Genomic DNA, 23594 nt, shown 5'->3' on the forward strand with positions numbered 1-23594 from the left:
CACTACTGCTACTACGGCAGGCCGCACAACTACCCAGTGCTCAACGGATTCCATCGGCAATGCGCCGAATATGGCTACGGTGTCTGAAACGGCGCAGCCAGAAAGCCGGCGCACGGGCTGGTCGAAGTTCGAAACCCTGACGGCGCGCGCTTCCCCTGCCAACTCCGCGCATCACTCGAACTTGGGCGCAAGCACGGATATGGCGCGGGTTACCCTCGGGAAGAGCCGGGTGCGGGAAATCTGCCCGCCCGGATCTGTGAGGGCGAAAGCCGAATGGCTGAGCTACTCGACCACGATCTTGAGTCCCGATTCAGCGGTCCACTGGCACTCAGTTCAGGTCTCGCGTGCGACTGACGCGAGTTGGGGCCGTGACGTTGCCACGAGCGTCGTGAAGTGCGCTCTTATGCGCCAACAAGAAAAAAACGCTGATATTCTGCGTTCCGAGGAGCCGATTCGCGAAAATAGATCCGTTCTTGCTGCTAGGCTTTTTTGAAGCGAGCATTGAATGATCCTGCATCAGGGATTGGCCAAATGCTCGCTCAAGTGAATAAGGCTCGATTGTGCACACGAGGGGAAACATCGCATGATCATCCATGTGAACGCATGGAGGAAATATTGCGTGCGCTAGGGAGGAATTAGAAGATGGACAAGTGGTCACTCACTCGCCGTACGGCATTGAAAGCAATGCTGCTGGGATCGGCAGCTCCTTGGAGCATGTTATCAAAGGCGTTCGCTGCGTCATCATGCAGCGATCACATCGTGCGCATCGGCGCAATCGTCGCCCCCGATACTTTGAATCCGTTCGCCTCTTGGAGCAACTGGTGGCCGCTAGCGTTCACCTATGACTTTTTAGTCTGCGTGGATGCTCAGCGCTACCCCGACCGGAAAGGGTTTGCCGAGCAGTGGTCCGTTGCCGACGACAACCTAACGTGGACTTTCAAGATATGGCCGGGCATGAAGTGGTCGGACGGCCAGCCTGCAACAGCTCAGGACGCTGCGTTTACCTACAACTATCTGCGCGACTCCATGGGTAAGCCCGACGAGTTGAACGGCGGCAATAACAGCACTGATGGGCTCGAGAGTGTCGCCTCTGTTACGGCCCTCGATGACGAAAAGTTGCAAATAGTGACTAAGGTCCCCACTCGATGGCCAATCGATAATGCCGTGATGATTGTGCCTCAACATATTTGGAAGGACATCAGCTACGCCGAGGCGCGCGGCGCCTTCCGCAATGATCCGCCGCTCGTAGGCACTGGACCCATGATCGTTTCCGAGTTCCAGCAGGGTCAGTTTGCCCGCTTCACGCCGAATGAGCATTTCCGTACCGGAAAGCCGGCCACGGCCGGCATGATCTTCAACTTCTTCAATTCGGCTGATCCCATCGCCCAGGGTCTCAAGAGCGGTAACCTCGATTACGGTGCCGGCGTAACCGCTGCTCAATGGGCTGATCTTTCGAAGGATCCCGACATTGTTGTCGGTCGATCGCCCGTCGAGCAGCGGAATTATTTGGCCTTCAATACAGCCACTGGAAAAGGGGCAGGCAGCACCAAAGCCTTGCAGGATCCAGCATTCCGCGACGCGATCGGCTATGCGATCGACCAAAAGACCATTGTTGATAGAGCAATGCAGGGGCACGCCGACCCGGGCGTGGGGGTAATAGGCCCGGCGGTGACCGCCTACTACTCGGACCTCGATGACATCAGGCGCCATTTTGATCTCGCCGAGGCAGGCCGCCGGCTTGATGCCGCCGGATATAAGGATATCAACGATGACGGTATCCGCGAGGACAAGGATGGAAAGAGCTTCCAACTAGAGCTCGTTACAGGAACATTTTCGGGCCTTCTCGAGATACCGATTGCACCCGTGCAGCTGATTGTGGGCTGGTTGGGACAGATTGGTATACCCGTGTCGGTGACCCAGCTAGACTCAGGCTCGCTCAGCGCCCGCACGGCAGCGCCGATAAAAGGCGGCGGCGGCTGGGACCTGCTCGTTGCAGCGACCTGGGGAACGCCAGAGCATCAACTCTGGATAGGTGATAGCAAGCACATTGGCAGCCCCAACACGTCGTACTGGACTAATGACAAATTCGACAGGCTTGTCTCAGAGCTCGACGTCACCGTCGATCTCAAGAAGCGCCAGGAACTGATCGATCAGGCAATGCGGCTCATTTACACCGAGTCGCCTTACATCGTGCTATGCTACCCCCGTTTGCTCGAGGCCCGTCGCAAGGATTGTTTCGAGGGCTGGGGGACAGACGACATGATGTCGATGTGGGCCTACTCCCCGTTCGATCGTCTGAGGCCGGCCTAGAGCCTCCGGCTAGGGGAAGAACAGTCTCATGAGTCGGCGCATTGGTAACATTCTCCTCAGGGCGGTTGTGACGCTGCTGATGGTGATGACCCTGAACTTTGTTCTGTTCAGGATTATTCCGGGCGATCCCGCAGAGCTTCTTCTGTCGGGCGCCAGAGGCGGCGTGACAGAGCAGCAAATTGAGGGCCTGCGCCAGCGCTGGGGCCTTGACCGGCCGCTGTTTCCGGACCAGGTTGCCGACTATATGTCGGCAACCCTCCAGGGCGATCTCGGCTATAGCTTCAAGTACAGAGGCCAGCGTGTTGGCGACCTCCTCTTGCAGCGCCTGCCTGCCACAATTGCCCTCGTCGGCCTTGCCCAGCTGGTTGCAATCGTCTCCGGGGTCATGCTGGGGATTTACGCCGGCTGGCGCCGGGGCGGCGCTATTGATAACATCGCAACGGGTCTCTCCCTAACGCTCTATTCGACGCCGTCCTTTTGGCTTGGCATGCTCTTGGTGGTGATCTTCAGCACGGGCTTGGGATGGCTTCCAGGTTACGGCGCCCATTCCCCGGGAGCTTCGGATCTCGGCCTTGTGGACTGGTTGGCCGATCATGTACGGCACCTCCTGCTCCCAGCCTCCACCTTGGCTTTGGGCCTGATCGGGCAATACGTGGTGGTTGCACGAGCCGCCATGAGCGATGTCGTGACCGAGGATTACATGATCACCGCCCGTGCCAAGGGGCTGACCAGTGGTCAGATGCTGATGCGCCATGCCTTTCGCAATGCCATGCTGCCGGTCGCGACCCTAGTGACGCTCAATCTCGGCTATGTGGTCGCAGGCGCGATTACCGTTGAATCGGTCTTCGCCTGGCCGGGGATTGGCGGCCTCACGGTCGAGGCGCTGAATGCACGAGATTACCCGACCCTGCAGGGGATATTCCTCCTGCTTGGTGTCTCAATCATCGTCGCCAACCTCGTCGCCGACATTGCCTACGGCCTTCTTGATCCACGAGTCCGGCAATGACCGAGTTACCGATTGAACTGCGTAGGCGTAGCCGCCTGCGCGCGACCAAAGCCTTCCTCCGCCAATTTCTCGACCACAAAGGTGCACGGCTTGGTGTACTTGCCCTGACAATCTTTCTGGTCCTAGCCGCAGTGCCCGGTCCGCTCGTGGGGCCGCTGCACACGGCGATTACGGCAACCGGAGATTTTCTCACGCCACCCTCGAGTGAGCATCTCCTGGGGACGGACGAGGTCGGGCGCGATGTGCTCAATCTGGTTATCCATGGTGCACGGATCTCGCTGACGATCGCGCTGATCGCGACGGTGATCAGCCTCATCGTCGGCACCACGGTCGGCATGATGGCGGGCTTTTATCGCGGCCGGGTCGATGTCTGGCTGATGCGCTTGACGGATTTCTTTTTCGTCCTTCCGTCCTTCGTTCTGGCTCTTGTTATTACGCCCGTGGTTTTGGAAGTAATCGGGCGTGGCGGAGATATTCTTGGTTTCCGTCCTTCTCTTTTCGTAATCGTTCTGGTCATCGGCTTGACCAGTTGGGGCTATGTTGCCCGTATTGTGCGTAGCCAGACCCTGTCGCTCCGGGAGCGGACCTTCGTCGATCGCGCCCGGGTCGTGGGTAGCAATGACCTCTTCATCATGGGGCGGCACATTCTGCCCAATCTCGTGCCGCAGATCGCCGCCAATGGCGCACTGGTCGTCGCCAATGCGATTTATGTCGAGACGGCGCTCTCGTTTCTTGGCCTTGGCGACCCGTTGCAGCCTTCCTGGGGGACGATGTTGTTCCTCGCCCAGCATGCTGGCGCTGCCAGTGCAGGGGGCTGGTGGTACCTGGGAGCGCCGGGCGCCTGCGTCCTCATCGTTTCACTTAGCTTTGTCCTGATTGGCAATGCCCTCGACGACACCGCTAACCCGCGCCGGAGGGTGATCCCATGATAAATCCCAACCAGGCTAGGGCTGCCCTCATGGAAGTGAACGCGCTTTCTGTCGATTACGGCCTGAAGGGCATGCCATTGCGTGCGATCGAGGACGTAAGCTTCACGTTGCGCGCTGGGGAGGCGGTGGCTCTAGTCGGGGAATCGGGCAGTGGGAAGACCACGACCGCCATGTCGATTGCGGGGCTCCTGCCGCCCAATGCGAGGGTGAGCAGCGGCGAGGTGCGCTATCGCGGCAAGCGGCTGCCGATCGATGACGATGCGGCGATGCGGCCACATCGCTGGAGCGAGACCTCGGTCGTGTTCCAAGGCGCGATGAATGCACTCAATCCCGTTCACCGCGTCCTTAAACAGATCGCGGAACCTTGTATGCTGAAGCTGGGCATGCCCCGGGACGAGGCCAGGGCACGGGCAATGGAGCTCCTCGAACTGGTCGGCATCCCGGCCGATCGCGGCTCCGCCTTTCCCCACGAGCTTTCGGGCGGCATGCGCCAACGGGTGATGATCGCCATGGCGCTCGCCTGTCGGCCCTCCATCATCATTGGCGACGAGCCGACGACAGCCTTGGATGTGATCACCCAGGCTCAGATCCTCAAGCTCTTGAGCAAGCTCCGGTCGGAGCTCAACCTTGCCCTCATTTTGATCACCCACGATCTCTCGGTCGTAGCCGAATCCTGCGATCGCGCGATGATCATGTATGCCGGCCGCATCGTCGAGGACGGCACGGTCGCCGATATCTTCACCGAGCCTAAGCACCCCTATACCAAGCTGCTCATCGAATCGATCCCGAATCCCGCCAAGGGCAAGAAAATACTCCGGCCGATCCCAGGCGACCCGCCGACCCTGCTCAACCGGCCGTCGGGCTGCGCCTTCCGCCCACGCTGCTCTTTTGCCATGGACGTTTGCGCAACCGAGGATCCCCGGCTCGATCCAGTCGGGCGGGGGCAGGTGGCCTGCCACCTCCACCGGTCCTTGACGGAAGAACAGAAGGTCGCAGCCCATGTCTAACAACATCCTGCGCCTGGAGAACCTGCAGGTTCATTTTGCGATCCATGGGGGGCTCTTTGACCGTGCCCTGGGGCGCCCGCAAGGTGCCGTGCGCGCAGTGGACGGGCTCGACCTCACCATCGGGCGCGGTGAGACCGTCGCCCTGGTCGGGGAATCGGGGAGTGGCAAGACGACGGTGGGGCGGGTCATCACCAAGCTCGTCCAGCCGACCGGCGGCAAATTGTTCTTTGACGGCGAGGATATGACCTCGGTGCGCGGCTCTTCGGATTTACGGCCCTATCGGCACCGCGTGCAAATGATCTTCCAGGATGCCTATCAGGCGCTCAATCCGCGGCACACCGTTTTCGATATCGTGGCCGAGCCCTTGCGGTCGCTGCGGCTGGTCAGAGACAATTATCAGCTCAGCAAACGGGTCAGCGAAGCACTCTCTGCCGCTGGGCTCAATCCACCCGATGAATATGCCCTTCGCTTTCCCCACGAGCTCTCCGGCGGCCAGCGGCAGCGTGTGGTGATCGCTGGGGCCCTTGCCGTGAAGCCAGATCTGATCGTTGCCGACGAGCCGGTTTCTATGCTCGATGTCTCGATCCGCGCCCAAATTCTTCAGGTACTGGTCGAGCTCCGCCAGCAGCACAACACGGCGCTCCTCTTCATTACTCACGACCTACCTGTCGCTTGGATGATCGCCGATCGGATTGCGGTATTGTATCTCGGCCGATTGGTTGAGATCGGCAGTGCCGACGAGATCACCTTCAACCCGAAGCATCCCTACACTGTTGCGCTGCGCAACGCGACACCGCAGATCGATACCAACGCAAATCGCGCCGAACTTCCCGCCTTGCAAGGCGAGGTCCCAAGTGCCGCCCGCGTACCGACAGGTTGCCGCTTCCATCCTCGTTGCCCGCTAGCCGTGGATCGCTGCCGGCAGGAAGAGCCGCCCGCCGTAGAAGTGGGACCACAGCACATGTCCGCTTGCTGGCTTACCGAGTGAAGATCCCATGCGGCCTTTGCAGGAGTGCCCGGTCTGTTTGGCTGGGCACCTGCGCGGAGTACGAGGCCGACCGTCTGCCCTTGTGGCCACGACGGCCATACCGCGATGCTGTTGGGGCGGCGCGCTACCCTACAGAAACTCGGAACTTTGCCGGCACTGTAGCCTTGATCTTCCAACCTGCGGAAGAGATTGGTATGGGTGCGGTCAAGGACGGCCTGATGCTTCGGTATTGAACAGGTCTATGGCTTGCACACCCTTCCAGCCTTGCCGTGGTGCCTTTGGTATTTGTCGAGGCCCTCTTCTGGCGGCAACGGACAGCATCGAGATCAAAATCGAAGGCCGCGGCGGCCATGCCGGGATGCTGCATGCAAGCATCGACACAATCCTAGTGGGCGCCCGGCTTCTTGTGGCCTTGCAGCGAGTCTTTGCGCAGAACGTCGATCCCTTGGATTGCCGGGGATTTACGCTTTAAGAACGGTCTGGCACCACGCAAGGAGTGCCATCGCCCAGACAGCAGAACTGCGATGCAGTATGCGTACGCTGATGCTCGATGTGAGTGAACTTATTAAAAGGCGGATCAGCGAGGTGGTCGCTGGCGACGAGCCGCTCGACCATCTCGTTCAGTGTGATGTCCTTGCGCTCCTCGGTCAGCGCACAGCCGAGCAGTTGGTGCGGGTCAGCCGCGCCTTGAGCGCCTTGCTTCGCGGCCACGGCTGGACTTCAAAAAAGTCCGTGCACGTACTGGAGCAGGCATCATCTCGTCTGAACCGATATAGTTTTTCAGTACAGCGTTGAAGGCATCAACCTCCGCCTGCTGGTTGGGCAGGAAGGCGAGGCCCGAATAATATCTGCTGCGGACCGGGACCCAGCTTGACGCTGTGGTCTTTGTCAGTGAACTCCTGTATGGTGAAGTAAGCGCCCGAACCCGCGGCGGCCGCAGGCTGCAACGAAATCGAGCTCATGCAGCCTCGGCGTCCTCGACGCCAAGATCATGAAAGTCGCCGGCCCGGCGGAAATCGTGCAGGCGGTGAAGGCCGGCGGTGTTTCGAGGACATTGAAGAATGCTACGGTCCCGTCTTCACAAGTTTCGCTTGGCTTGGCAACGTTGAGGTCCGCTTCCATAACCCTCAAGAGTGGCCCGCTCCGCATCCAAGAAATGCTGAGGCACCTTGCCCAGGCAGTATGTCTGGGACGTCGGGACATGGTCGCGCTTGTACACACCGGGCGATCGTTGTTCCGGAAAGATTAATCGTCCCAGGTGAGGTGGCACGCCGCTAAATCGGCGCCTGACGAAAGCACCAGAACGTTGGACAGGTAATCGCCTCCGAACTCTGGGGATCCCCGAATGGCTGCAACATAGATTTGTGCAACAACGTCACGCTTGGGCGCATTCCGGGTTCCATCCTTTCCAAGATGCGCCCAAGGGTCACGATCTGCCCCGCCCTGCGCATATATACGAGTACCAGCGGACTCTTGACCGCTCGCTGCGAGTTTAAGAGCACCGTCGCATCTACGAATTTGGCATTCGGCAGCCCTGTGACCAAAACTGCATGTCACACTGATTTTGGTACAACCTTCTCATCCGGCCGGTGCATTCAACGCAACACGCTACCCCGATTACGCCTTTCCTCGGGGTACCGTGCCTTCTGTGCGTAGGCTGCGAGAAAACGTCGAATTCCTGCGTCAACAGATTTGAACTTAGCGCAAAGAGGCCCCTTCGCACTGTTACATTGCCACCCGGGCACCAGGGATTCGCCTCCACTGTTTCCAAGCCGACGTGACTCGTTCGCTTTGCTGAGGAACCAATGATACTGAATACCACACATCCGTCGGTGGCGAGGCAACGTCATCTTGTGAGAACGGTTCAAACCGATTGTATGTCTACATTGTGCCGGCTAGCGCGCAGAGGGAAAGGCTGCCTCTGTTCGGCAGCTGAACGGGCTATCGAGATTAATTTAGGTTGAGCGCGGTTGGTCAGCTGCACTTCGGCGGGACGGACGACACTGCTGATCGCAAATATATCAACCGGCTCTGTCGTGTGGATCATGTATTGGCTTCCTTGAGGCGGTGAGTATGAAGCAGAGCACGCTAGTCGGCCAGTCAGAGGGGGCATTCGTCTCGGCGCGGGTCGCTATCGAGCGTCCTGATCTTGTTTCCAAGCTGGTATTAATGAGCGCCAGCTCGGTATGGCCGGCGTGTGGAGACGATCGTGACGGAGCCGCGATGCAAGCCTGCCAGCAGGCTTACGACTGCTAGCCCGTGCGAAAAACCCCAATGCGAGCAGTTGACGCCAATGCTCTCGATCGTGCCGTCGAGGGCCTGCCGCGGCGCTATCCGGGGCCGGGCGGCGCCGTCGCCCTTGTCAAGGATGGCGAGCCGATCGTCCGCCACGCTTGGGGCTTCGCCAATCTTGAGACGCGCTCACCGTATACCGCAAAAACTATCGCGCCGATCTGCTCGATCTCAAAACAGTTCACCTGCGCTACGCTTCTCGAAGTCGTGCCCGATCCGTCGGCGCTCGACGCTGCGATCGGCGCCCAACTGCCGCGCTTGAAGGGCGCCAGGCCAACCACACTGGATCTCGCCAACAACCAGTCGGGCTTGCGCGACTACTGGGCCCTTGCGATGTTGTCGGGCGCCATGCCGGAAGGCGACTTCCGGCCCGAGGATTCGGCGCGGCTCATCGGTCAGACCCGCAGCCTGCATTTCGCGCCGGGCACCCGCTATTCCTACTCCAATGGCAATTTCCGCATGTTGGCCGTGGCGCTCGAGGAGCGCACCAGCAAAGATTTCGGCGATCTCGTTACCGAGCGTGTCGTCCGCCCGGCCGGCCTGGAGACTGCCGTCTTCATGCCCGAGACCGGTCAACTACCCGGCGATGCTGTCGGCTATGAAGGCACACTCGCCACCGGCTGGCGCCCGGGCATCAACCGGATCCACTGGAAGGGCGATGCCGGGATCTGCGCCTCGATCGACGACTTGATAGCCTGGGAGCGCTTCATCGACCGGACGCGGGACAATGTAGGTGGAATCTATCAGCGACTGTCACGCCCCGTGAGTTTTCGGGATGGCAGCCCGGCCTACTATGGCCTCGGGTTGGCGCGAAAGACGCGGTGGGGGCGCTTCATGACCGGCCATGGCGGCGCCATCCGCGGCTGGCGCCTGCAACGCTTCTGGCTGCCCCAGGAGCGCCTGTCGGTGGCGATTGCCTTTAACCACGAGAGCGACAGCCAGGATGCCGCGATGCACTTGCTCGCTGCCGCTCTGGGCGAGAGCTTTGCGCCAGAGCCGTCCGATCCGGCCCTGGCCAAGCGCTATCTTGGCCAATGGCTTGACGAGGAGATCGGCCTGCTCCTCGATGTCGCCGCCAACCCGGACGGCACCATTTCAGCTAGCTATGACGGCGGCGCCGAGATCCTCTCCGTTGGCTCGGACGGCCTGGCGCGAGGACTCGATATGACCCTGTCCCGAGAGGCAGGCGCGCTGCGCATTGAGCGGCCACGTGATGCGATCCACACGCTCGCTAGGCCGCTGGCCCAATGCTATGGCAAGGGCGGTGGCTGTGACGAGGCAATCGACGCAATTTATAGGTCGGACGAGCTTGAGAGCCAGCTGGAGATCGTTAATGCCGGCGGGAACTGGTTCGGCGGCTTCTGCGGAATGTTGGGGCGCGGGCCTTTGTTTCCAATGGCTCCCGCTGGCCGGGGAGTCTGGCGGCTCGCCTGCCATCGCTCGCTCGATGCGCCGCCGCCCGGCGATTGGACAATCCGGGTCTCATCCCTGGAGGGAGCCCAAGCGTTGAGCATTGGGTGCTGGCTGGCGCGGGACGTCGTCTTCAAGAAACAATAGCAGAACATTCCAGAGATAAACCTCGTTGACGGGCTGGACCAGACTTTTGGGTACGGGGACGAGATTGCATCTTGGTAGTCCGCAATTGCGCAGTCTGTCGGCCGCAATTCCAATATGCGCGCCACCGCTGAGAATCGGCTGCCAACGTGACGTTGTCGACGACGCACACAAGCGGAAAGAGGTTGAGCGATTGGAACGAGACCGGTAGTGCTCATTTGCGGCAACAAGTTGGTCGTCACGCCCCATGTCGTAGAGCTGCTCACCATCAATTAGGTGTGACGGCTATTGATCGGTACGCGTCATCAAGGTCCATAGGATCGTCGTTTTGCCCGAACCGGACGGGGCGATCAGCGCCACCCGGGCACTACGTCGATCAAAAGGCCGTCTAGCACCTGACGTTCGGCACCGGGGGGATCGCCTCGGCTGCATTCTCACTGCCGTTTTCAGTTACTAGATGTTTGGTCCCGGCATTTGCTGGAGCGGATTGAGTTTGAAGCGTTCCGGTTGTGACGCCCACGCCTTGCAGATGAACTCGTAGGGTGTGAGACCCTTGAGGATCTTGAGCCTGCGGGCGAAGTTGTAGGCGGCGACGAAGTCGGTGAGATGCTGCCGGAGCTGATCGTGGCTCTCATAGTAGAAGCGCTTGACGGTGGCGTCCTTGATAGTTCGGTTCATCCTCTCGACCTGGCCGTTGGTCCACGGGTGCCTAGCCTTGGTCGTGCGGTGCTCGATGTCGTTCCTGGCGCAGGCGTATTCGAAGGCGTGAGCGCGGAAGATCTCGCCATTGGCGATTGCCTCCTTGATCAGCGGCACCGCCGAGCCACCGGCACCGGGGGTGGTGAACTGGATGCCATTGTCGGTAAGCACGGTGTGGATCTTGTAGGGCACGGCCGCGATCAACCGCAGTAGAAAGTCTCTTGATACGGCTGTGGGAGCCTTCTCGTGCTACTCGACGAAGGCGAACTTCGAGGTGCGGTCTGATAGCGACGAACATGTGCAGCTTGCCCTGCTCGGTCCTGACCTCGGCAATGTCGATGTGGAAGTAGCCGATCGGGTAGCTCTTGAATTTCCTCTTCGCCGGTTTGTCGCCCTCGACATCCGGGAGCCGGCCGATGCCATGGCGTTGCAGGCAGCGATGCAATGAAGACCGCGTCAGGTGCGGGATGGTCGCTTGAAGCGCATAGAGGCAGTCGTCGAGCGGCAGCAGCGTGTAGCGGCGGAAAGCGACAATGACCGCCTCCTCCTCAATCGAGAGCACCGTCGATCTCGGTTCCTTCGGACCAGTCGGTAGATCGGCGACCGAAGCTCGCCTCTTCCACTTCGCAACCGTCTTCTGGTTGATCCCGTAGCGCCTGGCCAGTGTCCTCAGGCTCTCTTGACTATGTTGTATCGCTCGACGGACCGCCTCTGTCGTTGTGGCGCTCCCATGCAGAACTTGCCCATAGCGCATCCTTTGATTCGGAAGATAAGGATGCTCCATCAAAGATCCCATGACCGGTGGTGGATAGCGACCTGCGCTGTGGCAGAGTGGGTTGCTGACCAACAACTCTGTGGAGGCCAATCATGCCTGTTGTAGCCGATCGATCTGCGGCGCCTGCCGCTATCCGCACCGATCTTGGCGCGATCTTCGTTTCCTTGGAACTCAGTAAATCGACCTGGTTGATCACTTCGCTGTCGCCGGGCAGTGGGGAGAAGATGTCGAACCATGCGGTCCGCGGCGGCGATATCACAGGATTGCTGGCACGCTTTGCCCGGCTTCAGGACAAGGCACAGGCGCGCACCGGCCGGCACTTTGCGCTTGTGGTCATTCAGGAGGCGGGTCTCGACGGCTTCTGGATCCATCGAATCCTGGAGGCCGAAGGGATCGAAAGCCATGTCGTCGACGCCGCCTCGATTGCCACGTCGCGCCGGCGGCGTCGTGCCAAGACCGACAAGATCGATGGTGAGGCGTTGGTGCGTGCGCTGCTCGGCTACAAACGAGGCGAGCCGCGCGTGTGCGCGATGGTTAGGGTACCGAGCGTCAAGGAGGAGGACCATCGGCGCATCGGCCGTGAACGCAAGGCTCTGGTTGGTGAGCGGACCTGCCATGTCAACCGGATCAAGGGCCTGCTGTTTGCTCAGGGCATCACCGGCTACGAGCCGCTGGGACGTGACCGGCGACATCGGCTTGAGGAATTGAGGACCGGCGACGGCCGCGCACTGCCAGAACATCTGAAGGGGCAAATCCGTCGCGAGCTCGACCGACTCGAACTGGTGATAGCCCAAATCAAAGAGGTGCAGGCCGAGCGCGACGCTCTGTTGGCAATCGAAGTCGCCGAAACTCCAGCAGCGACATTGCTCGATCTCAAGGGCATCGACCCCGACTGTGCCGCCATCCTCTACTCGGAAGGTCTGTTCCGGCACTTCGATAATCGCCGGCAGGTCGCCGCCTATGCCGGGCTCGCGCCGACGCCTTGGCAGAGCGGATTGGTCCAGCGCGAGCAAGGCGTCTCGAAGGCCGGCAACCCCCGACTGCGAACGACGATGATCAAGTTGGCTTGGCTGTGGCTGCGCAATCAACCGAGCTCAGCGCTTACCAGAACGCGTGATGCGCAACCACGGGCGCCTCAAAAAGACAACCATCGTCGCCCTTGCAAGGAAGCTGCTCGTGGCGCTGTGGAAATACGTGACCGCGGGCGTCGTCATCGAAGGTGCTGTCATGAAGGCCGTCTGACGAGATCACACCGATACACTCATCCCTCGAGGCCTGATCAGCCTCGGCGGATCCAGGAGGCGAACCGAGATCCCAGCTGGCTAGAATGCCGTATCAAAGACGGGTCTCGCCTTCTGGGCCCCTGCCGCCGCAAGCGGGATATTGGTGCAGCCGTCTCAAGCGGCGACCGTATGTGGGTTTGATTAGGCTCGATTGAGCGAGCCGTGTCACGCAATCGGGCCCAGCTCTGGATTCCGCCACCAATTGGGAGCAATACGATGCCCTCTCCTAACACACCTCTTGACCTCAGCATCGTCATGTGAGCCCGGGATCAAACATCTAGTGATGTGAATCCTACAAGATTTTCATGGGCAATGCGCTCGTCGAGGTGATTTGATGCCGCTGCGTCCATTGTTCGCGAAGTGGTTTGGTGATTGCCTGCCCCCGGCCCGCAGGATGGGCGGCATTCTCGCTTCTAGCTAGGCCCCCTCCCGTGCTCCGCAAATCTCGCCGAATCACAGAGTCAACCATGCTATTGGGTAGTTCCGTATCTGTTTCACGAGCTGATAAGTGATGGCGCAGGAGAACTGATGCCTTCACTGGAAAACTCAATGAGAGGCATCATCATCGAAGTAAAGGGCCATGTCTTGGAAGGCCCTTGTCATCGGACAACAGCGGAGTGAGACATGACCAAGCCCAGCCGCAATGTGCTGCTCATTGATTCGACGGGGAGGGGGCACGCTCTGGCCGAACTCTTCCAGCGAACGGACCCATCCGTGCAGGTCTTCTACGGGCCGGGCAACTCGTCTGTTATGGGCGAGCGTATTTCCACGGTGCCAGAAATTTCGTTGATGGATCCTGCATCGGCGGTCGGATTTTGCCAAGCCCGTGCGATTGACTTCGTCTTTGTCTCCCACTTCGATGCGCTCTCAATCGGCTATGTGGACTTCTTGAAGGCCAGCGGGATCCCAACAATCGGTCCAGACCGTGGTGCAACTCGGCTTGAGGCGAGCAAGGCATTCACAAAGGCGCTCCTTAAGAAGTACGGTGTGAACACGGCGCAGTTCGAAGTGTTTGATCATGCGGACCTTGCCAAGCAATACATTCGCACGCTCGACTATGAGGTTGTCGTCAAGGCTGACGGGCGGTTCGAAGGTAATGGCGTCTATGTTTGCGATGACATGGCGTCCGCGCTTCAAGCCGTTGACAACATCATGCTCGAGCGGACGCATAAGGGCGCTGGAAGCCGCGTCGTCATTGAGGAGCGTCTCTCGGGGGTGGAAATATCAATCTTCGCTCTCTTCGACGGGAAGGAGTTCCTGATGTTTCCGGCCGCCCTCGACTATAAGCGCTCTGACGACGGCAACAAAGGCATCAACTGCCATGGCATGGGTTCGCTCGCCCCGCACCCTCTCGCCGACCGGGCTCTTTACAGTGAGATACACACTCGGATCATGGAGCCGCTACAAGTTGCAATCTTGAAAGAAGGCCTAAAATATACAGGCTTCATCTTTGTCGGCGCCATGCTATGCCACGATGGCATAAAAGTCCTTGAGCTCAATGTTCGCTTTGGCGACTCGGAGGCCGAGGTTGTCCTGCCCAAAATACAAACCAATTTCGTTCGGCTTTGCGAAAGCGTGCTGCAGGGGACCGTTAGCTCTATGTCCCTCGAGACAGACGATAAATACTATTGCAATGTGGTAGCGGTACAAGGCGCAAGGAGGCAATTGAACGAAGGTGGCCGCGAGATCCGCTGCCCAGGCTGGCCATATGGAGATTTCGAAGTCGGATTCCCCATTTCTGGAGTTGATGCGCTCGACCGCCGTAATTGCCACCTATTCTTCGCCAATGTCCGTCGGGATGGCGAGGGTCGTCTTGTTACTGCCGGCGATCGAGTGCTGCACGTGACGGGCATCGGCGACACTTCTACGCAAGCCATCTACCATGCGTATGCCAACATCGAGAGGATACACTTCGAAGGAATCTCCTACCGGTCCGACATTGGCGTGATCTACGACCTTGATGCGATGCGGCATCCGCGACGAACTCTGCACACGCACGAAATGTTGCAAATGCCTCCCCAAGAGGCTGGCTGAAACACGTAATCATCCGGCTGACTGTCTACGACCCACAAATTCGGCTCCGATGGTTGCGCTGAGTTTGATGCGCGTGACGCGCATAAGACCGCCTACATGATTGGTGTTGGCCGGCGACGGGTCTCAGGCACGCGCGAGGTAGCACTCGCTGGCGCGACCTTGACCGGATAGCTGGACAAAGTTACGGCATGGGAGGGCGGTCGGATCCTTGTCGGGAAGAAGATCATCGAGGAGCTTCATTTCGACATCTTTTATTCCGAAGTCCGTGAGCATACGGTTGTGAGCGGATGATCTCATCCAAAATAGCTCGGCGTACGCACCAAAAACTAGGCCTAGCGCTGCTGGCCTCCTTAATCCTCTGACAAACTGGAATTTGTCTTTGGTCCCCTGTGCATGTGCACAGGCTGTTCCGGCGGGCGCATTCGCCTCATGGCAGGGTCATTCCGCCACGAAGAACTTCATGACGCAACGCACGCGAGTGATACGGCAACTTTGCCGGCGAACTGCACCGTCTTCGATACCCGTTTGCAGGAGCGGCTCGACTCCGGCGTGCGGACGAATGCGGGTATGACGCGCTCAAGCTGCATCAAAGGATATTTTGCCACATTCCGACGGTTGTGTCGATGGTTGCGCCCGACTACCTTCCGTCGACCGGGCCGACCCGACTTCGCGACATTTCGGGGGTGCTGTTGGACGGCAACACGGCGCCCCACGAACCATGAACCGAGCATCTGGAAGCAGCCGTTTCACCGGTGATCTCCACCATCGCCGAAGGGCACTGGCGGAAATCCTGGCGGCACTAGCCCTTGACCGGCATGATGGAATTCGGCTGTCACGCTGTCTCAGCCGAATCCACTGTCACCGATCCACGCAGGGAGGGCATTCTTCGCCGCGCCGGCTTGCCGCTCGTGCGGGATTGCGAACCGCGATTGGGACCACCCGCGCCGTGGCCGGAGAAGGACGTGCGAGAGGTTGGCTGTCGTTCGATAGGGGTGGTTTTCATCCGGTGCTGTGGGGGCGGCGGCCTGCAAGGCCTGCGTGATGTCTGGCACCGTTGCCTCCGTGCCCTGGGCGAGTAGCTCATGACTGGCGCGCTGGGGCGTTCTGTTCCGCAGACGCCCTCAGCCGCACCTTGATCGATCCCGCCGTGGATCAGCGGGCGCAAACTGCTGGGTAAATATTGCCTTCGATGAGAGCGCGGCCATCAAGCGTCACCTTGGCCTAATTGACCAAATCAACCACGCGTTGACGGGTGATGGAGGCGGAGGATGTCGCCGTTAATGCCCTCTAGAATGCGACATTCCTCCGTACGTTGCCCGGCTTCGAGTCACTGCGGCTGCGAGCGCTGCCGTGGCAAATTCGGCGCTTCAGCGATCCACTGAGGCTTGTCGCCTATCTTTGCCAGTGAGGGACCAGCCTATCATGGCAGCATGACGAAGCAGAGGCCTGGTCACGCACCTAGGTGCTGCTCAAGGCGGCCTGGCCGGCTGCGCGCTCGCCGTATCTTTGCGCGCCTCTACAAAGGATCGCCTCGCCTCGCGGGAAGCATATCCAGCCCTCGCCACCACGCGGAAGCCTACGAGATTATCTGATGACTACTAAGGCCCCGGCCGGCCATGCTCGCCCCCGAGTTCAGATGGGTAAGCTGCATGCCAGCCTCCCCTAGAGCCATGGAGGCACCACGGGGCCCCTTCTCCTACCCGGCCAGCCGATCCCAAGACGAGTCGAAAAGGCGAAAGCTGCTTGTGCAGCAGCGACTTCCCGATGGCGAACGCGGCGGTAAAAGAAGAAGGTTGTGAAAAGGAGGAATCGTGAGTCGACACCGCTATTCTACAACATCCGTCTGCATCGGCTTGCCAGGCGCGCTGTAGTGCGTATGGGCGCGCCCGGAGCTGATCGGCCCCACCAGCGGCCGGGCGACGATGATCGTCAACGACACTTCGTCGTTAAGGCCAGCGCTGGACGAATATCACTCTCAAACAGGGCCTCATTCCGCTAGGAGTCTTCAACTCCTCACGAGCATTCGCGGTCCCCTGCGTAGGCAGGGACAAAAACGCCGATTTCCTGCGGTAACAAAGGATAATTCGCGCTAGCGGCAGCCGTGATGCTACTAAAATATGTACACGGTCCTGAGTTTCCAAAGAGCTGTAGGCCAATATTTGAGCATATGTCTTAAAGACATACCGCCTTGGTATTTCTGAGATCCGGGCGTTCTCCTAAACGAAACTGAGGCAAAATACGACCGAACGGCATTGCTCTCCTAACTCGCCTGCACGTGAGCAAACTCAGCCCTCTAAGGGGCGGGGCACTGGCGGGAGCGCGCTTGTGCCAACGCGACGACGCACATGCTTTCTGAGAATGCTGAAGCACCTCCTTACACATTGATGCATTCACTGGGCGCGCTTGACGTCCTTGATGCTGAGCGGTGTAATATTCTATGGCCTATCTGTCATCGTCGCCGATTTCGGGCTAATATCACAGGGTTCGCGCAGCGTTCCTGCCCATAGCCACCAAATCTTTCAGAGTTAGTGAATGGAACTGGATCGAATTGACCGAAAGATTCTTGTCGCGGTGCAACGCAACAATCGCTTAACGACCGAAGAATTGGGCGAACTCGCTGGCCTATCGGCCACCGCTTGTCAGCGGCGACTGAAGCGACTTCGAGATGCCGGTGTTATTGAGGCTGATGTTGCCATAGTTTCGCCAGAAGCCGTCGGTCGACCCCTGATCACTCTCGTGTCTATAAGCCTTGAGCGCGATCGCTCAGATATCATTGACCGGTTCAAGCAAGCAATCCGTCGCACGCCTGAGATAATGAGCGCGTATTATGTAACTGGTGAAGCAGACTTCGTTCTTATAATCTCCGTGCGTGACATGGTGGAATATGAGGCATTTACGCGGCGATTTTTCTACGAGAATCCAGACATAAAAGGATTCAGCACGATGGTTGTAATGGATCGGACTAAGATATCCTTGGCTTTGCCAATTGACGAGTAGAGATCAATTATGCCGCGCGGTTGTCGTACTTTGTTTCGTGTAAAGGGGCGCTTGAGTATTCGCCTCAGTAAGCCTTCCTGTTCCCGCCGCCCGACAATGCCTGGATCAGACGGCGTTACTCGGGCGGAGCGCAATTTCGATGCAGCGTTCTGATCATCGGTGACGTGCTCCCCTGAAATGTCCTCGCTTTGAGGTTAGCCTGTTGTCCGGATGAGGAAACAGGCAATGAAGCGATCGAGATTTTCCGACGAACGACGAACAGATCATCGGCATTTGAAGGAGCACCAGGCGGGGCTTTCGGCGACGGAACTGTGCCGCAAATACGGTGTGAGCGACGCGACCTTCTCCAAGTGGCGCTCGAACCATGGCGGCATGGATGTGTCGGAGGCGAAGCGGTCCGAACGCCGGCGCTTTGGCTACGGTCAGCTGCACCTGCTCCTGAAGCGCGAAGGCGTGGCGGTGAACTGGAAGAAGCTCTATCGGCTCTGTCGCGAGGAGCGGCTGACGGTGCTCAAGCGAGGGGCCGCAAGCGGGCATTGGGCACCAGAGCGCCGATGGGAATCCCGCAGGGTGCCAACCAGCGCTGGAGCCTCGATTTCGTCTCCGATACGCTGACCGATGGCCGCCGCTTCCGATCCTGTGCATCATCGACGACTTCAGCCGGGAGTGCCTGGCCACGGTCGTCGACAATTCGATCTCGGGTGAGCGTGTCGCCCGGGAACTCGACATCGTCGCCGAGCATCGCGGCTATCCGCTAGCCTGAATATCTCAAAATGAGGTGCATCGGCCCAGAGAATCTGAGAAATATTTTTGCAACAAAGAGTTATCAGATCCAATGACGGGGTCCGATGCAAACACACTGTATCTCTGACCAGCTCGAATTTGAAGGCTTCGACGACCACAAAGTTGTCGCCGGTTTCGACGGTGGGGCGACGCCACGCCGACGGGGCTATCGGCCTTTTCGACCGGGTGGCCGCTTGCTTCATCGACCACCGCGATCCGGATTGCACGGTGCACAGTGTCCAGACGCTGGTCGGACAGCGCATCGCGGCAATCGCGCTCGGTTACGAGGACGTCGACGATCACGAAACGCTTCGCCACGACCCGGTGCTGGCGCTCTTGTCGGAAAGCTGGCGCCGAAGCGCTCCGATTGCGGCGAGATCGGCGCACAGGTCCGCGTCTCGGTGCGCCGCATCAAGGTCGCGATGGCTTCGGCGTGTTCCTATGCCGACGAATTCGCACTGGCACACGCCCGAATACGCGCCGCGGCCCGATGACGCCGCAGGACGCGAACACTTCCCGCCAACAACAGAGGATACATTGCACAAGCTGAAATCGCCGCACGCACGCGGCGCCGATTGCGCTCGTCTTCGGGATCGGGACACGATGCCGGCGCCTGGCCAGGCCAAAACACCGCCTAACGCCAGTTGCGGTGAGAAAACCGGGTTAGCGGTGGAAGCCGTGAAGCGCATCGATGCCCTGTTCGAAATCGAGCGCGCGATCCGGCCTGTCGCCAGGCCAACGCCACGCTGCGCGCTAAGAGCGGAGCGCGCCGCTGGTCACCGAGCTCGAGCGCTGGATGATCGAGACGCGCGACAAGCTCTCGCGCGGGCACGACCTGACCAAGGCCTTCAACTACATGCTGCGCCGCTGGTCCTCCTTCACCCGGTTCCACGATGATGGGCGGATCTGCTATCCAACAATACAGCCGAGCGAGCCCTGTCGCGTCGACAGGCTCCATACGCTGGACTTCGCTGAGCCGGGCCTCGCAGGTCTCCACGCGCCTGAGCGTAGCTTCCCAGTTCCTCTCGAGTTGGGCCGCTATAAGCCGGTTCTCCGGGTCGCAGGCGGCATAGCGGCGCTCGGCGAGCGATGCCTCATAGCGTGCCTGCTGCAGGTCCATCTCGATCATCTGCCGCCGCCTGGCTTCGCTCTCCAGCTGCATCTGTTCAGCCTCCAACGCCGCCTCGATTGCCATCGGCGCAACCGCCTCCAAGGCTTCGCGGGCCACCGCCGCGTCGGTGCGAAAGCCGTTGAACGACATGCATCGCGCCTGCGCCATCATGGTGTTGCCCCGCTCGCAACGATAGACCGGGTAGCCTTGGCCACGTCCGGCATACGTGACAACCAGTCTTCGTCCGCATCGACCACAGGAGAGAAGACCCGGGAGCAACGCGCGACCACCGCGGCCCGACTTGACGCCGCCGGCTTTGCCATAGGCGTTGGCGGCGAGAAGTTCCTGGTTCCGTTCGTACTCGTTCCATCCAATATAGCCTTCGTGATGCTCCTTGAGCACCACCGCCCAATCGCTGGCCGGCTTGTAATGACCATAGCTCTTGCGGACGCGGCCATCCACGATCTCGGTGCGCTTCTCGCTCTTACCATAGACATAAGCGCCGGCGTAGAACGGGTTCTTCAGGACGGAGATCACGTTGCGGTAGCGGACCGGAACCCAGGCGAAAGACACCATCTTCTTGCCGTCGGAGGGTCGGGGGAAATGCACGCCATCGTCGATCATCGAGATCAGGACCTGGCGCGCACTGCCGAGTTCGCGGAAACGCGCGAATATCAGGCGAATGGTCTCCTGCAGGCGTATATCGGGATCGAACCCTAGACCGTAATCCCGGTGCCAGACGTAGCCGAAGGGCACAGAGATGCGCAGTTCGCCGCGCTGTGCCTTGGCGCGGGCAGCTTCGTACATGCGAGCACGCAGCACCCCGAGTTCGAACTCGCTTATGCTCCCCTTCATGCCGAGCAGCAGGCGATCGTTCGGCAGCCCCGGATCGTAGACTCCGTCCAGATCGATCACCCGTGCATCGACTTCGCCGCACAACTCGAGCAGCCGATGCCAGTCCGGTCCGTTGCGAGACAGGCGGGACGCCTCCAGGCAAAGCACAGCGCCCACATGACCGGTGCACAGATCGTCGACCAGGCGCTCGAAACCAGGACGTTCCACAGCTCCACTTGCGGTGCGTCCCAAGTCATCGTCGATCACCTCAACCTTGCGGAATCCCCAGCGCCGCGCGACGTCGACCAGCTCATATTGCCGACGCTGGCTCTCAAGATTGAGCTGCACTTGCGCCTGCGTGGACTGACGTACATAGACGACGGCCTTGCGCTTGAGGATGGTGGCCGGAATCAGATTACTGCTCGTCATCGCGGCTCTCCTCCGTCACGATGCCGGTGGCGGCTATCAGCACATTGGCGAGCCGGGCGATCACGATCGTTCGTTGCGCTGCGCTCAGCCCTACCAGCTTGTGCGAGTCGAGCGGCATGCTGAGCTGGCGAACGATCACGAGAGATCGTGTCGGTGGCGGCAAGGTTCTCATTTTGCGTCTCCCCGATGATGAAACCATCCGGAGAGCCTCGCCGGAAACGGCGCTGGATCAAGAGCTTGTTCAGTTCAAGCAGTGCAGCAAGCGACGCGCGCGGGGATTCCAGATCCACTGCTGCGCACGCCACGGGATCTATCATCCAGGCCGGAGCGGTAATGACATGCCCAGGCACGATGACGAGATGAATGATCCGACCATTGGCGCGTTCTTCGCTGTTCTCGCAGCGAAGCCGGCGTCCGAAATACCGATGCCAGCGATAATGGACTTCGACCTCCTGCCCAACATGGGCAGAATGACCCCGAGATTGCTCTCGGCAGAAAGTCCTGGCTGTTCTGGGGTTCCGATCGCGGCGGACGGCGCGCGGCCATTCTCTACAGCATGATCGTCAGCGCCAAGATGAACGATATCGACCCGCAGGCCTGGCTCGCCTACGTCCTCGCCCGACTGCCCGCCTATCCGGCCCATCGGATCGATGATTTGCTGCCGTGGAATTGGAGATCCGCAAAATTGCGGACCCAACCAGCGGCGGCCTGATCATGCAGCGCAATAAGGTGCATCACGTCTACACCGTCGAACGTGTCGCCAGGACCTCGGCGTCAGCGAAGCGCTCATCCACGACTTGACCCTCGGTCTCGAGCCGGAGGACGGCGTCATCCTGGTGTACGGCGCCAACGATGACGACGGAATCTTGGCCTTCACCGATGACGGCATCGAAGAGGTCAAACTCCTCCTCGAAGAATATCATCGCGTCTCCCCATCAAAAACTTGACCCAGCACTCCGGTGCTCAGGTCCTCACGGCCCCCAGATACGCACGTCTGCGGTCTTCACCGGCTTCTGATTACCCACATCGCCGGCTTGATCCAATGGAGATGCCGAAGGCGATGTCGTGCAAGCGGGTCATGCCGCGCCAGACGACCATGTTGCCGGGAGGCGGGTCATCGTTGCGGGCGAGATAGCCCGCCAAGCATGGCGATTCGCAGCAGGTAAGCGGCGAGCGTGGGCCGTTGGAGGCGCGGTCGCGTTCGGGACGCGTCGATCCGGTCGAGCGCAGTGATCTCGGCGAAGGTGAGAACGCTGTGGGGCGCGGCGTCTGGCTTGGCGCGCGCCGACATAGTGACGAAGAATATGCGCCAGCTGACCACCGCGATGAGGGCGAGGAACTTCGCCAGCCTCTCGGCGGTCTCGAGCCTCGCCTCCTCGGCACGGCAGCCGGACCTCATGACCTTGTGGAACACCTCCGCCTTCCAGCGCAGGGCGTGCCAGCCGAGCTTCTCGACCGCCACGGAGAGATCTTCGACCGGTAAGTTGGTCACCAGCTTCCAGTCGATCGGCTCGCGACCGGGCGGCGGATTCTCTTCGAGGGCGTGGATGTAAGTCATAACCTGCGGACTGTATCGCTTCTGGTTGCCCGCAGGCGGCAAGGTGTTGATGGCGGCGAACTTCACCTGCAGCCAGGTCGTCTCGTCCTGATCAACCGTAATGCGATGACGTCCCGCCCAAGGCGCCGCCGCAAGTTGGGCAAAGACGCGATGAGCAGGATCGTGTGAGGCAGCATCGGCAGGCCGCTCTGCCAGCCTGTTCGTCTGCACCCGCACGAGGAAGCTGGTACCTAGGTCCTGCGCGGTGCAATAGAGCTCGTAGATGTCGCTCTCCCGGTCACCCACATGCACGCAGCGCTCGGGCGCGCCAACGAGCGCGATGGACTGGCGCAGGTTCTCCAGCCAGCGGTAGCTCTCCTTCGTCTCGATCGGCACGCGCGTGGGATTGATGTGCCGCTTGAGCGCGAGCGTTCCCTTGAACTTCGTTCGTGTCCAGAACTTCGCCGCCGTCAGACCGAGGGGTATGCCGGTGAGGGTGACGGCCAGGCTCGAATGCATCAGCACCCCGCACAAGGTCAGCACGTTGGGCTGCCCGGCCTTGTAGCGCCCGGCATTGATGGTTTTGGTGAATCCGATTTTGCCCGGCTGCGCGCGGCTGTAGATAAATTCGGTCGTGTCCTGCAGGATAAGGATCGGACCTTCGCTCGCCGCAACGCGCGCCGCAGTCGCCGCGAAATGGCCGGCGAGAACGCTATGTTATGTCACACGCGGATTGTCAAAGAAGCGGTAGGCCGCCTTCGCTGCCGCCCAGTCGCCGCAGGCCGCCGGGATTGGCTTGCCCGGCGCAACTGACATCTGATCCAGCAACCGTTGCAGCCGACGGGCCAGACGCTTGTCGGAAGGGCCGCCGCAGAAAGCTCTTCCTCCTGCCAAGCGCTCTCGCTGCTGCTGGTCTCGTCTTGCATCCGTGACGCCTCCGTGATTCGGCGTCACGGACAGAATCACGGCAGATTCATACGGGCAATAGGCCGCCGACGATGTGGGTAATCAGAAGCTTCACCGGAC

General features: G+C 60.1%; 13 protein-coding genes and 8 pseudogenes. 15 read left to right on the top strand and 6 right to left on the bottom strand.

The window, feature by feature from the left end:
* The 8 genes and pseudogenes from EOA60_RS38630 to EOA60_RS00670 form a co-directional block, all read left to right on the top strand.
* Positions 1-493, top strand: a pseudogene (locus EOA60_RS38630) (hypothetical protein); the annotation flags it as partial.
* 149 nt (positions 494-642) lie between these two features.
* On the top strand, positions 643-2310 hold the full coding sequence (locus EOA60_RS00640) for an ABC transporter substrate-binding protein (RefSeq protein WP_127334796.1): 1668 nt from the start codon (positions 643-645) through the stop codon (positions 2308-2310).
* A gap of 28 nt (positions 2311-2338) precedes the next feature.
* The gene (locus EOA60_RS00645) at positions 2339-3316 is read left to right on the top strand and encodes an ABC transporter permease (RefSeq protein WP_127334797.1); all 978 of its coding nucleotides are present in this window, start codon (positions 2339-2341) and stop codon (positions 3314-3316) included.
* Positions 3313-4245, top strand: coding sequence for an ABC transporter permease (locus EOA60_RS00650; RefSeq protein ID WP_127334798.1), 933 nt, complete (start codon positions 3313-3315; stop codon positions 4243-4245). Before EOA60_RS00645 ends, EOA60_RS00650 begins: the two co-directional genes overlap by 4 nt.
* Positions 4242-5252, top strand: coding sequence for an ABC transporter ATP-binding protein (locus EOA60_RS00655; protein ID WP_127334799.1), 1011 nt, complete (start codon positions 4242-4244; stop codon positions 5250-5252). Before EOA60_RS00650 ends, EOA60_RS00655 begins: the two co-directional genes overlap by 4 nt.
* A complete protein-coding gene (locus tag EOA60_RS00660; RefSeq protein WP_127334800.1) occupies positions 5245-6240 on the top strand; it encodes an ABC transporter ATP-binding protein in 996 nt (331 codons plus the stop codon). Before EOA60_RS00655 ends, EOA60_RS00660 begins: the two co-directional genes overlap by 8 nt.
* Before the next feature lie 531 nt (positions 6241-6771).
* Entirely contained in the window at positions 6772-7035 is a 264-nt protein-coding gene (locus tag EOA60_RS00665; RefSeq protein WP_127334801.1) for a hypothetical protein, read from the top strand.
* Positions 7036-8514: 1479 nt separating this feature from the next.
* Entirely contained in the window at positions 8515-10089 is a 1575-nt protein-coding gene (locus tag EOA60_RS00670; RefSeq protein ID WP_127334802.1) for a D-aminopeptidase, read from the top strand.
* 450 nt (positions 10090-10539) lie between these two features.
* Here EOA60_RS00670 and EOA60_RS00675 read toward each other — a convergent pair.
* A pseudogene (locus tag EOA60_RS00675) lies at positions 10540-11539 on the bottom strand (IS481 family transposase).
* A 113-nt stretch (positions 11540-11652) separates the two neighbouring features.
* Here EOA60_RS00675 and EOA60_RS00680 point away from each other — a divergent pair.
* The 6 genes and pseudogenes from EOA60_RS00680 to EOA60_RS00705 all read left to right on the top strand — a co-directional run.
* Positions 11653-12802: pseudogene (locus tag EOA60_RS00680) on the top strand (IS110 family transposase).
* A gap of 665 nt (positions 12803-13467) precedes the next feature.
* Complete coding sequence (gene purD, locus EOA60_RS00685) at positions 13468-14877, top strand: phosphoribosylamine--glycine ligase (protein WP_127334803.1); 1410 nt, start codon at positions 13468-13470, stop codon at positions 14875-14877.
* 2532 nt (positions 14878-17409) lie between these two features.
* Entirely contained in the window at positions 17410-17874 is a 465-nt protein-coding gene (locus tag EOA60_RS00690; RefSeq protein WP_127334804.1) for an Lrp/AsnC family transcriptional regulator, read from the top strand.
* A 225-nt stretch (positions 17875-18099) separates the two neighbouring features.
* A pseudogene (locus tag EOA60_RS00695) lies at positions 18100-18628 on the top strand (transposase); the annotation flags it as partial.
* Between the two features lie 94 nt (positions 18629-18722).
* Positions 18723-19002, top strand: a pseudogene (locus tag EOA60_RS00700) (transposase); the annotation flags it as partial.
* Between the two features lie 318 nt (positions 19003-19320).
* Positions 19321-19590 (top strand): annotated as a pseudogene (locus EOA60_RS00705) (transposase); the annotation flags it as partial.
* A 61-nt stretch (positions 19591-19651) separates the two neighbouring features.
* Here the strand turns inward: EOA60_RS00705 and EOA60_RS00710 are convergent.
* Positions 19652-21031 (bottom strand): annotated as a pseudogene (locus EOA60_RS00710) (recombinase family protein); the annotation flags it as partial.
* Positions 21018-21203 (bottom strand): hypothetical protein, encoded by a 186-nt coding sequence (locus EOA60_RS00715; protein WP_127334805.1) that lies wholly within the window; start codon positions 21201-21203, stop codon positions 21018-21020. The gene EOA60_RS00715 and the pseudogene EOA60_RS00710, both read right to left, overlap by 14 nt.
* A 309-nt stretch (positions 21204-21512) precedes the next feature.
* Between EOA60_RS00715 and EOA60_RS00720 the strand changes: the two are divergent.
* A pseudogene (locus EOA60_RS00720) lies at positions 21513-21743 on the top strand (transposase domain-containing protein); the annotation flags it as partial.
* Positions 21744-21771: 28 nt separating this feature from the next.
* Here EOA60_RS00720 and EOA60_RS37285 read toward each other — a convergent pair.
* The 3 genes from EOA60_RS37285 to EOA60_RS38635 all read right to left on the bottom strand — a co-directional run bounded on the left by EOA60_RS37285 (position 21772) and on the right by EOA60_RS38635 (position 23384).
* Positions 21772-21954 (bottom strand): hypothetical protein, encoded by a 183-nt coding sequence (locus EOA60_RS37285; protein WP_164748148.1) that lies wholly within the window; start codon positions 21952-21954, stop codon positions 21772-21774.
* A gap of 191 nt (positions 21955-22145) precedes the next feature.
* Positions 22146-23222 carry an IS4 family transposase gene (locus tag EOA60_RS00730; RefSeq protein ID WP_245479156.1) on the bottom strand — a complete coding sequence of 359 codons (1077 nt, stop codon included), beginning with the start codon at positions 23220-23222 and terminating at the stop codon, positions 22146-22148.
* A 63-nt stretch (positions 23223-23285) separates the two neighbouring features.
* Positions 23286-23384 carry a transposase gene (locus EOA60_RS38635; RefSeq protein WP_245479157.1) on the bottom strand — a complete coding sequence of 33 codons (99 nt, stop codon included), beginning with the start codon at positions 23382-23384 and terminating at the stop codon, positions 23286-23288.
* Positions 23385-23594: the final 210 nt, after the last annotated feature.

Origin of the sequence: Mesorhizobium sp. M1A.F.Ca.IN.020.06.1.1, from assembly GCF_004023265.1 — a bacterium.
Lineage (GTDB): Bacteria > Pseudomonadota > Alphaproteobacteria > Rhizobiales > Rhizobiaceae > Mesorhizobium.

What these genes read in the sequence shown, in the direction of transcription:
- EOA60_RS00670 (WP_127334802.1), top strand. Translation starts at nt 8,515, where the DNA reads ATGCGAGCAGTTGACGCCAATGCTCTCGATCGTGCCGTCGAGGGCCTG.
- EOA60_RS00690 (WP_127334804.1), top strand. Translation starts at nt 17,410, where the DNA reads ATGGAACTGGATCGAATTGACCGAAAGATTCTTGTCGCGGTGCAACGC.
- EOA60_RS00640 (WP_127334796.1), top strand. Translation starts at nt 643, where the DNA reads ATGGACAAGTGGTCACTCACTCGCCGTACGGCATTGAAAGCAATGCTG.
- EOA60_RS38635 (WP_245479157.1), bottom strand. Translation starts at nt 23,384, where the DNA reads ATGTCAGTTGCGCCGGGCAAGCCAATCCCGGCGGCCTGCGGCGACTGG.
- EOA60_RS00665 (WP_127334801.1), top strand. Translation starts at nt 6,772, where the DNA reads ATGCGTACGCTGATGCTCGATGTGAGTGAACTTATTAAAAGGCGGATC.
- EOA60_RS37285 (WP_164748148.1), bottom strand. Translation starts at nt 21,954, where the DNA reads ATGATATTCTTCGAGGAGGAGTTTGACCTCTTCGATGCCGTCATCGGT.
- EOA60_RS00650 (WP_127334798.1), top strand. Translation starts at nt 3,313, where the DNA reads ATGACCGAGTTACCGATTGAACTGCGTAGGCGTAGCCGCCTGCGCGCG.
- EOA60_RS00660 (WP_127334800.1), top strand. Translation starts at nt 5,245, where the DNA reads ATGTCTAACAACATCCTGCGCCTGGAGAACCTGCAGGTTCATTTTGCG.
- purD (WP_127334803.1), top strand. Translation starts at nt 13,468, where the DNA reads ATGACCAAGCCCAGCCGCAATGTGCTGCTCATTGATTCGACGGGGAGG.
- EOA60_RS00645 (WP_127334797.1), top strand. Translation starts at nt 2,339, where the DNA reads ATGAGTCGGCGCATTGGTAACATTCTCCTCAGGGCGGTTGTGACGCTG.
- EOA60_RS00655 (WP_127334799.1), top strand. Translation starts at nt 4,242, where the DNA reads ATGATAAATCCCAACCAGGCTAGGGCTGCCCTCATGGAAGTGAACGCG.
- EOA60_RS00715 (WP_127334805.1), bottom strand. Translation starts at nt 21,203, where the DNA reads ATGAGAACCTTGCCGCCACCGACACGATCTCTCGTGATCGTTCGCCAG.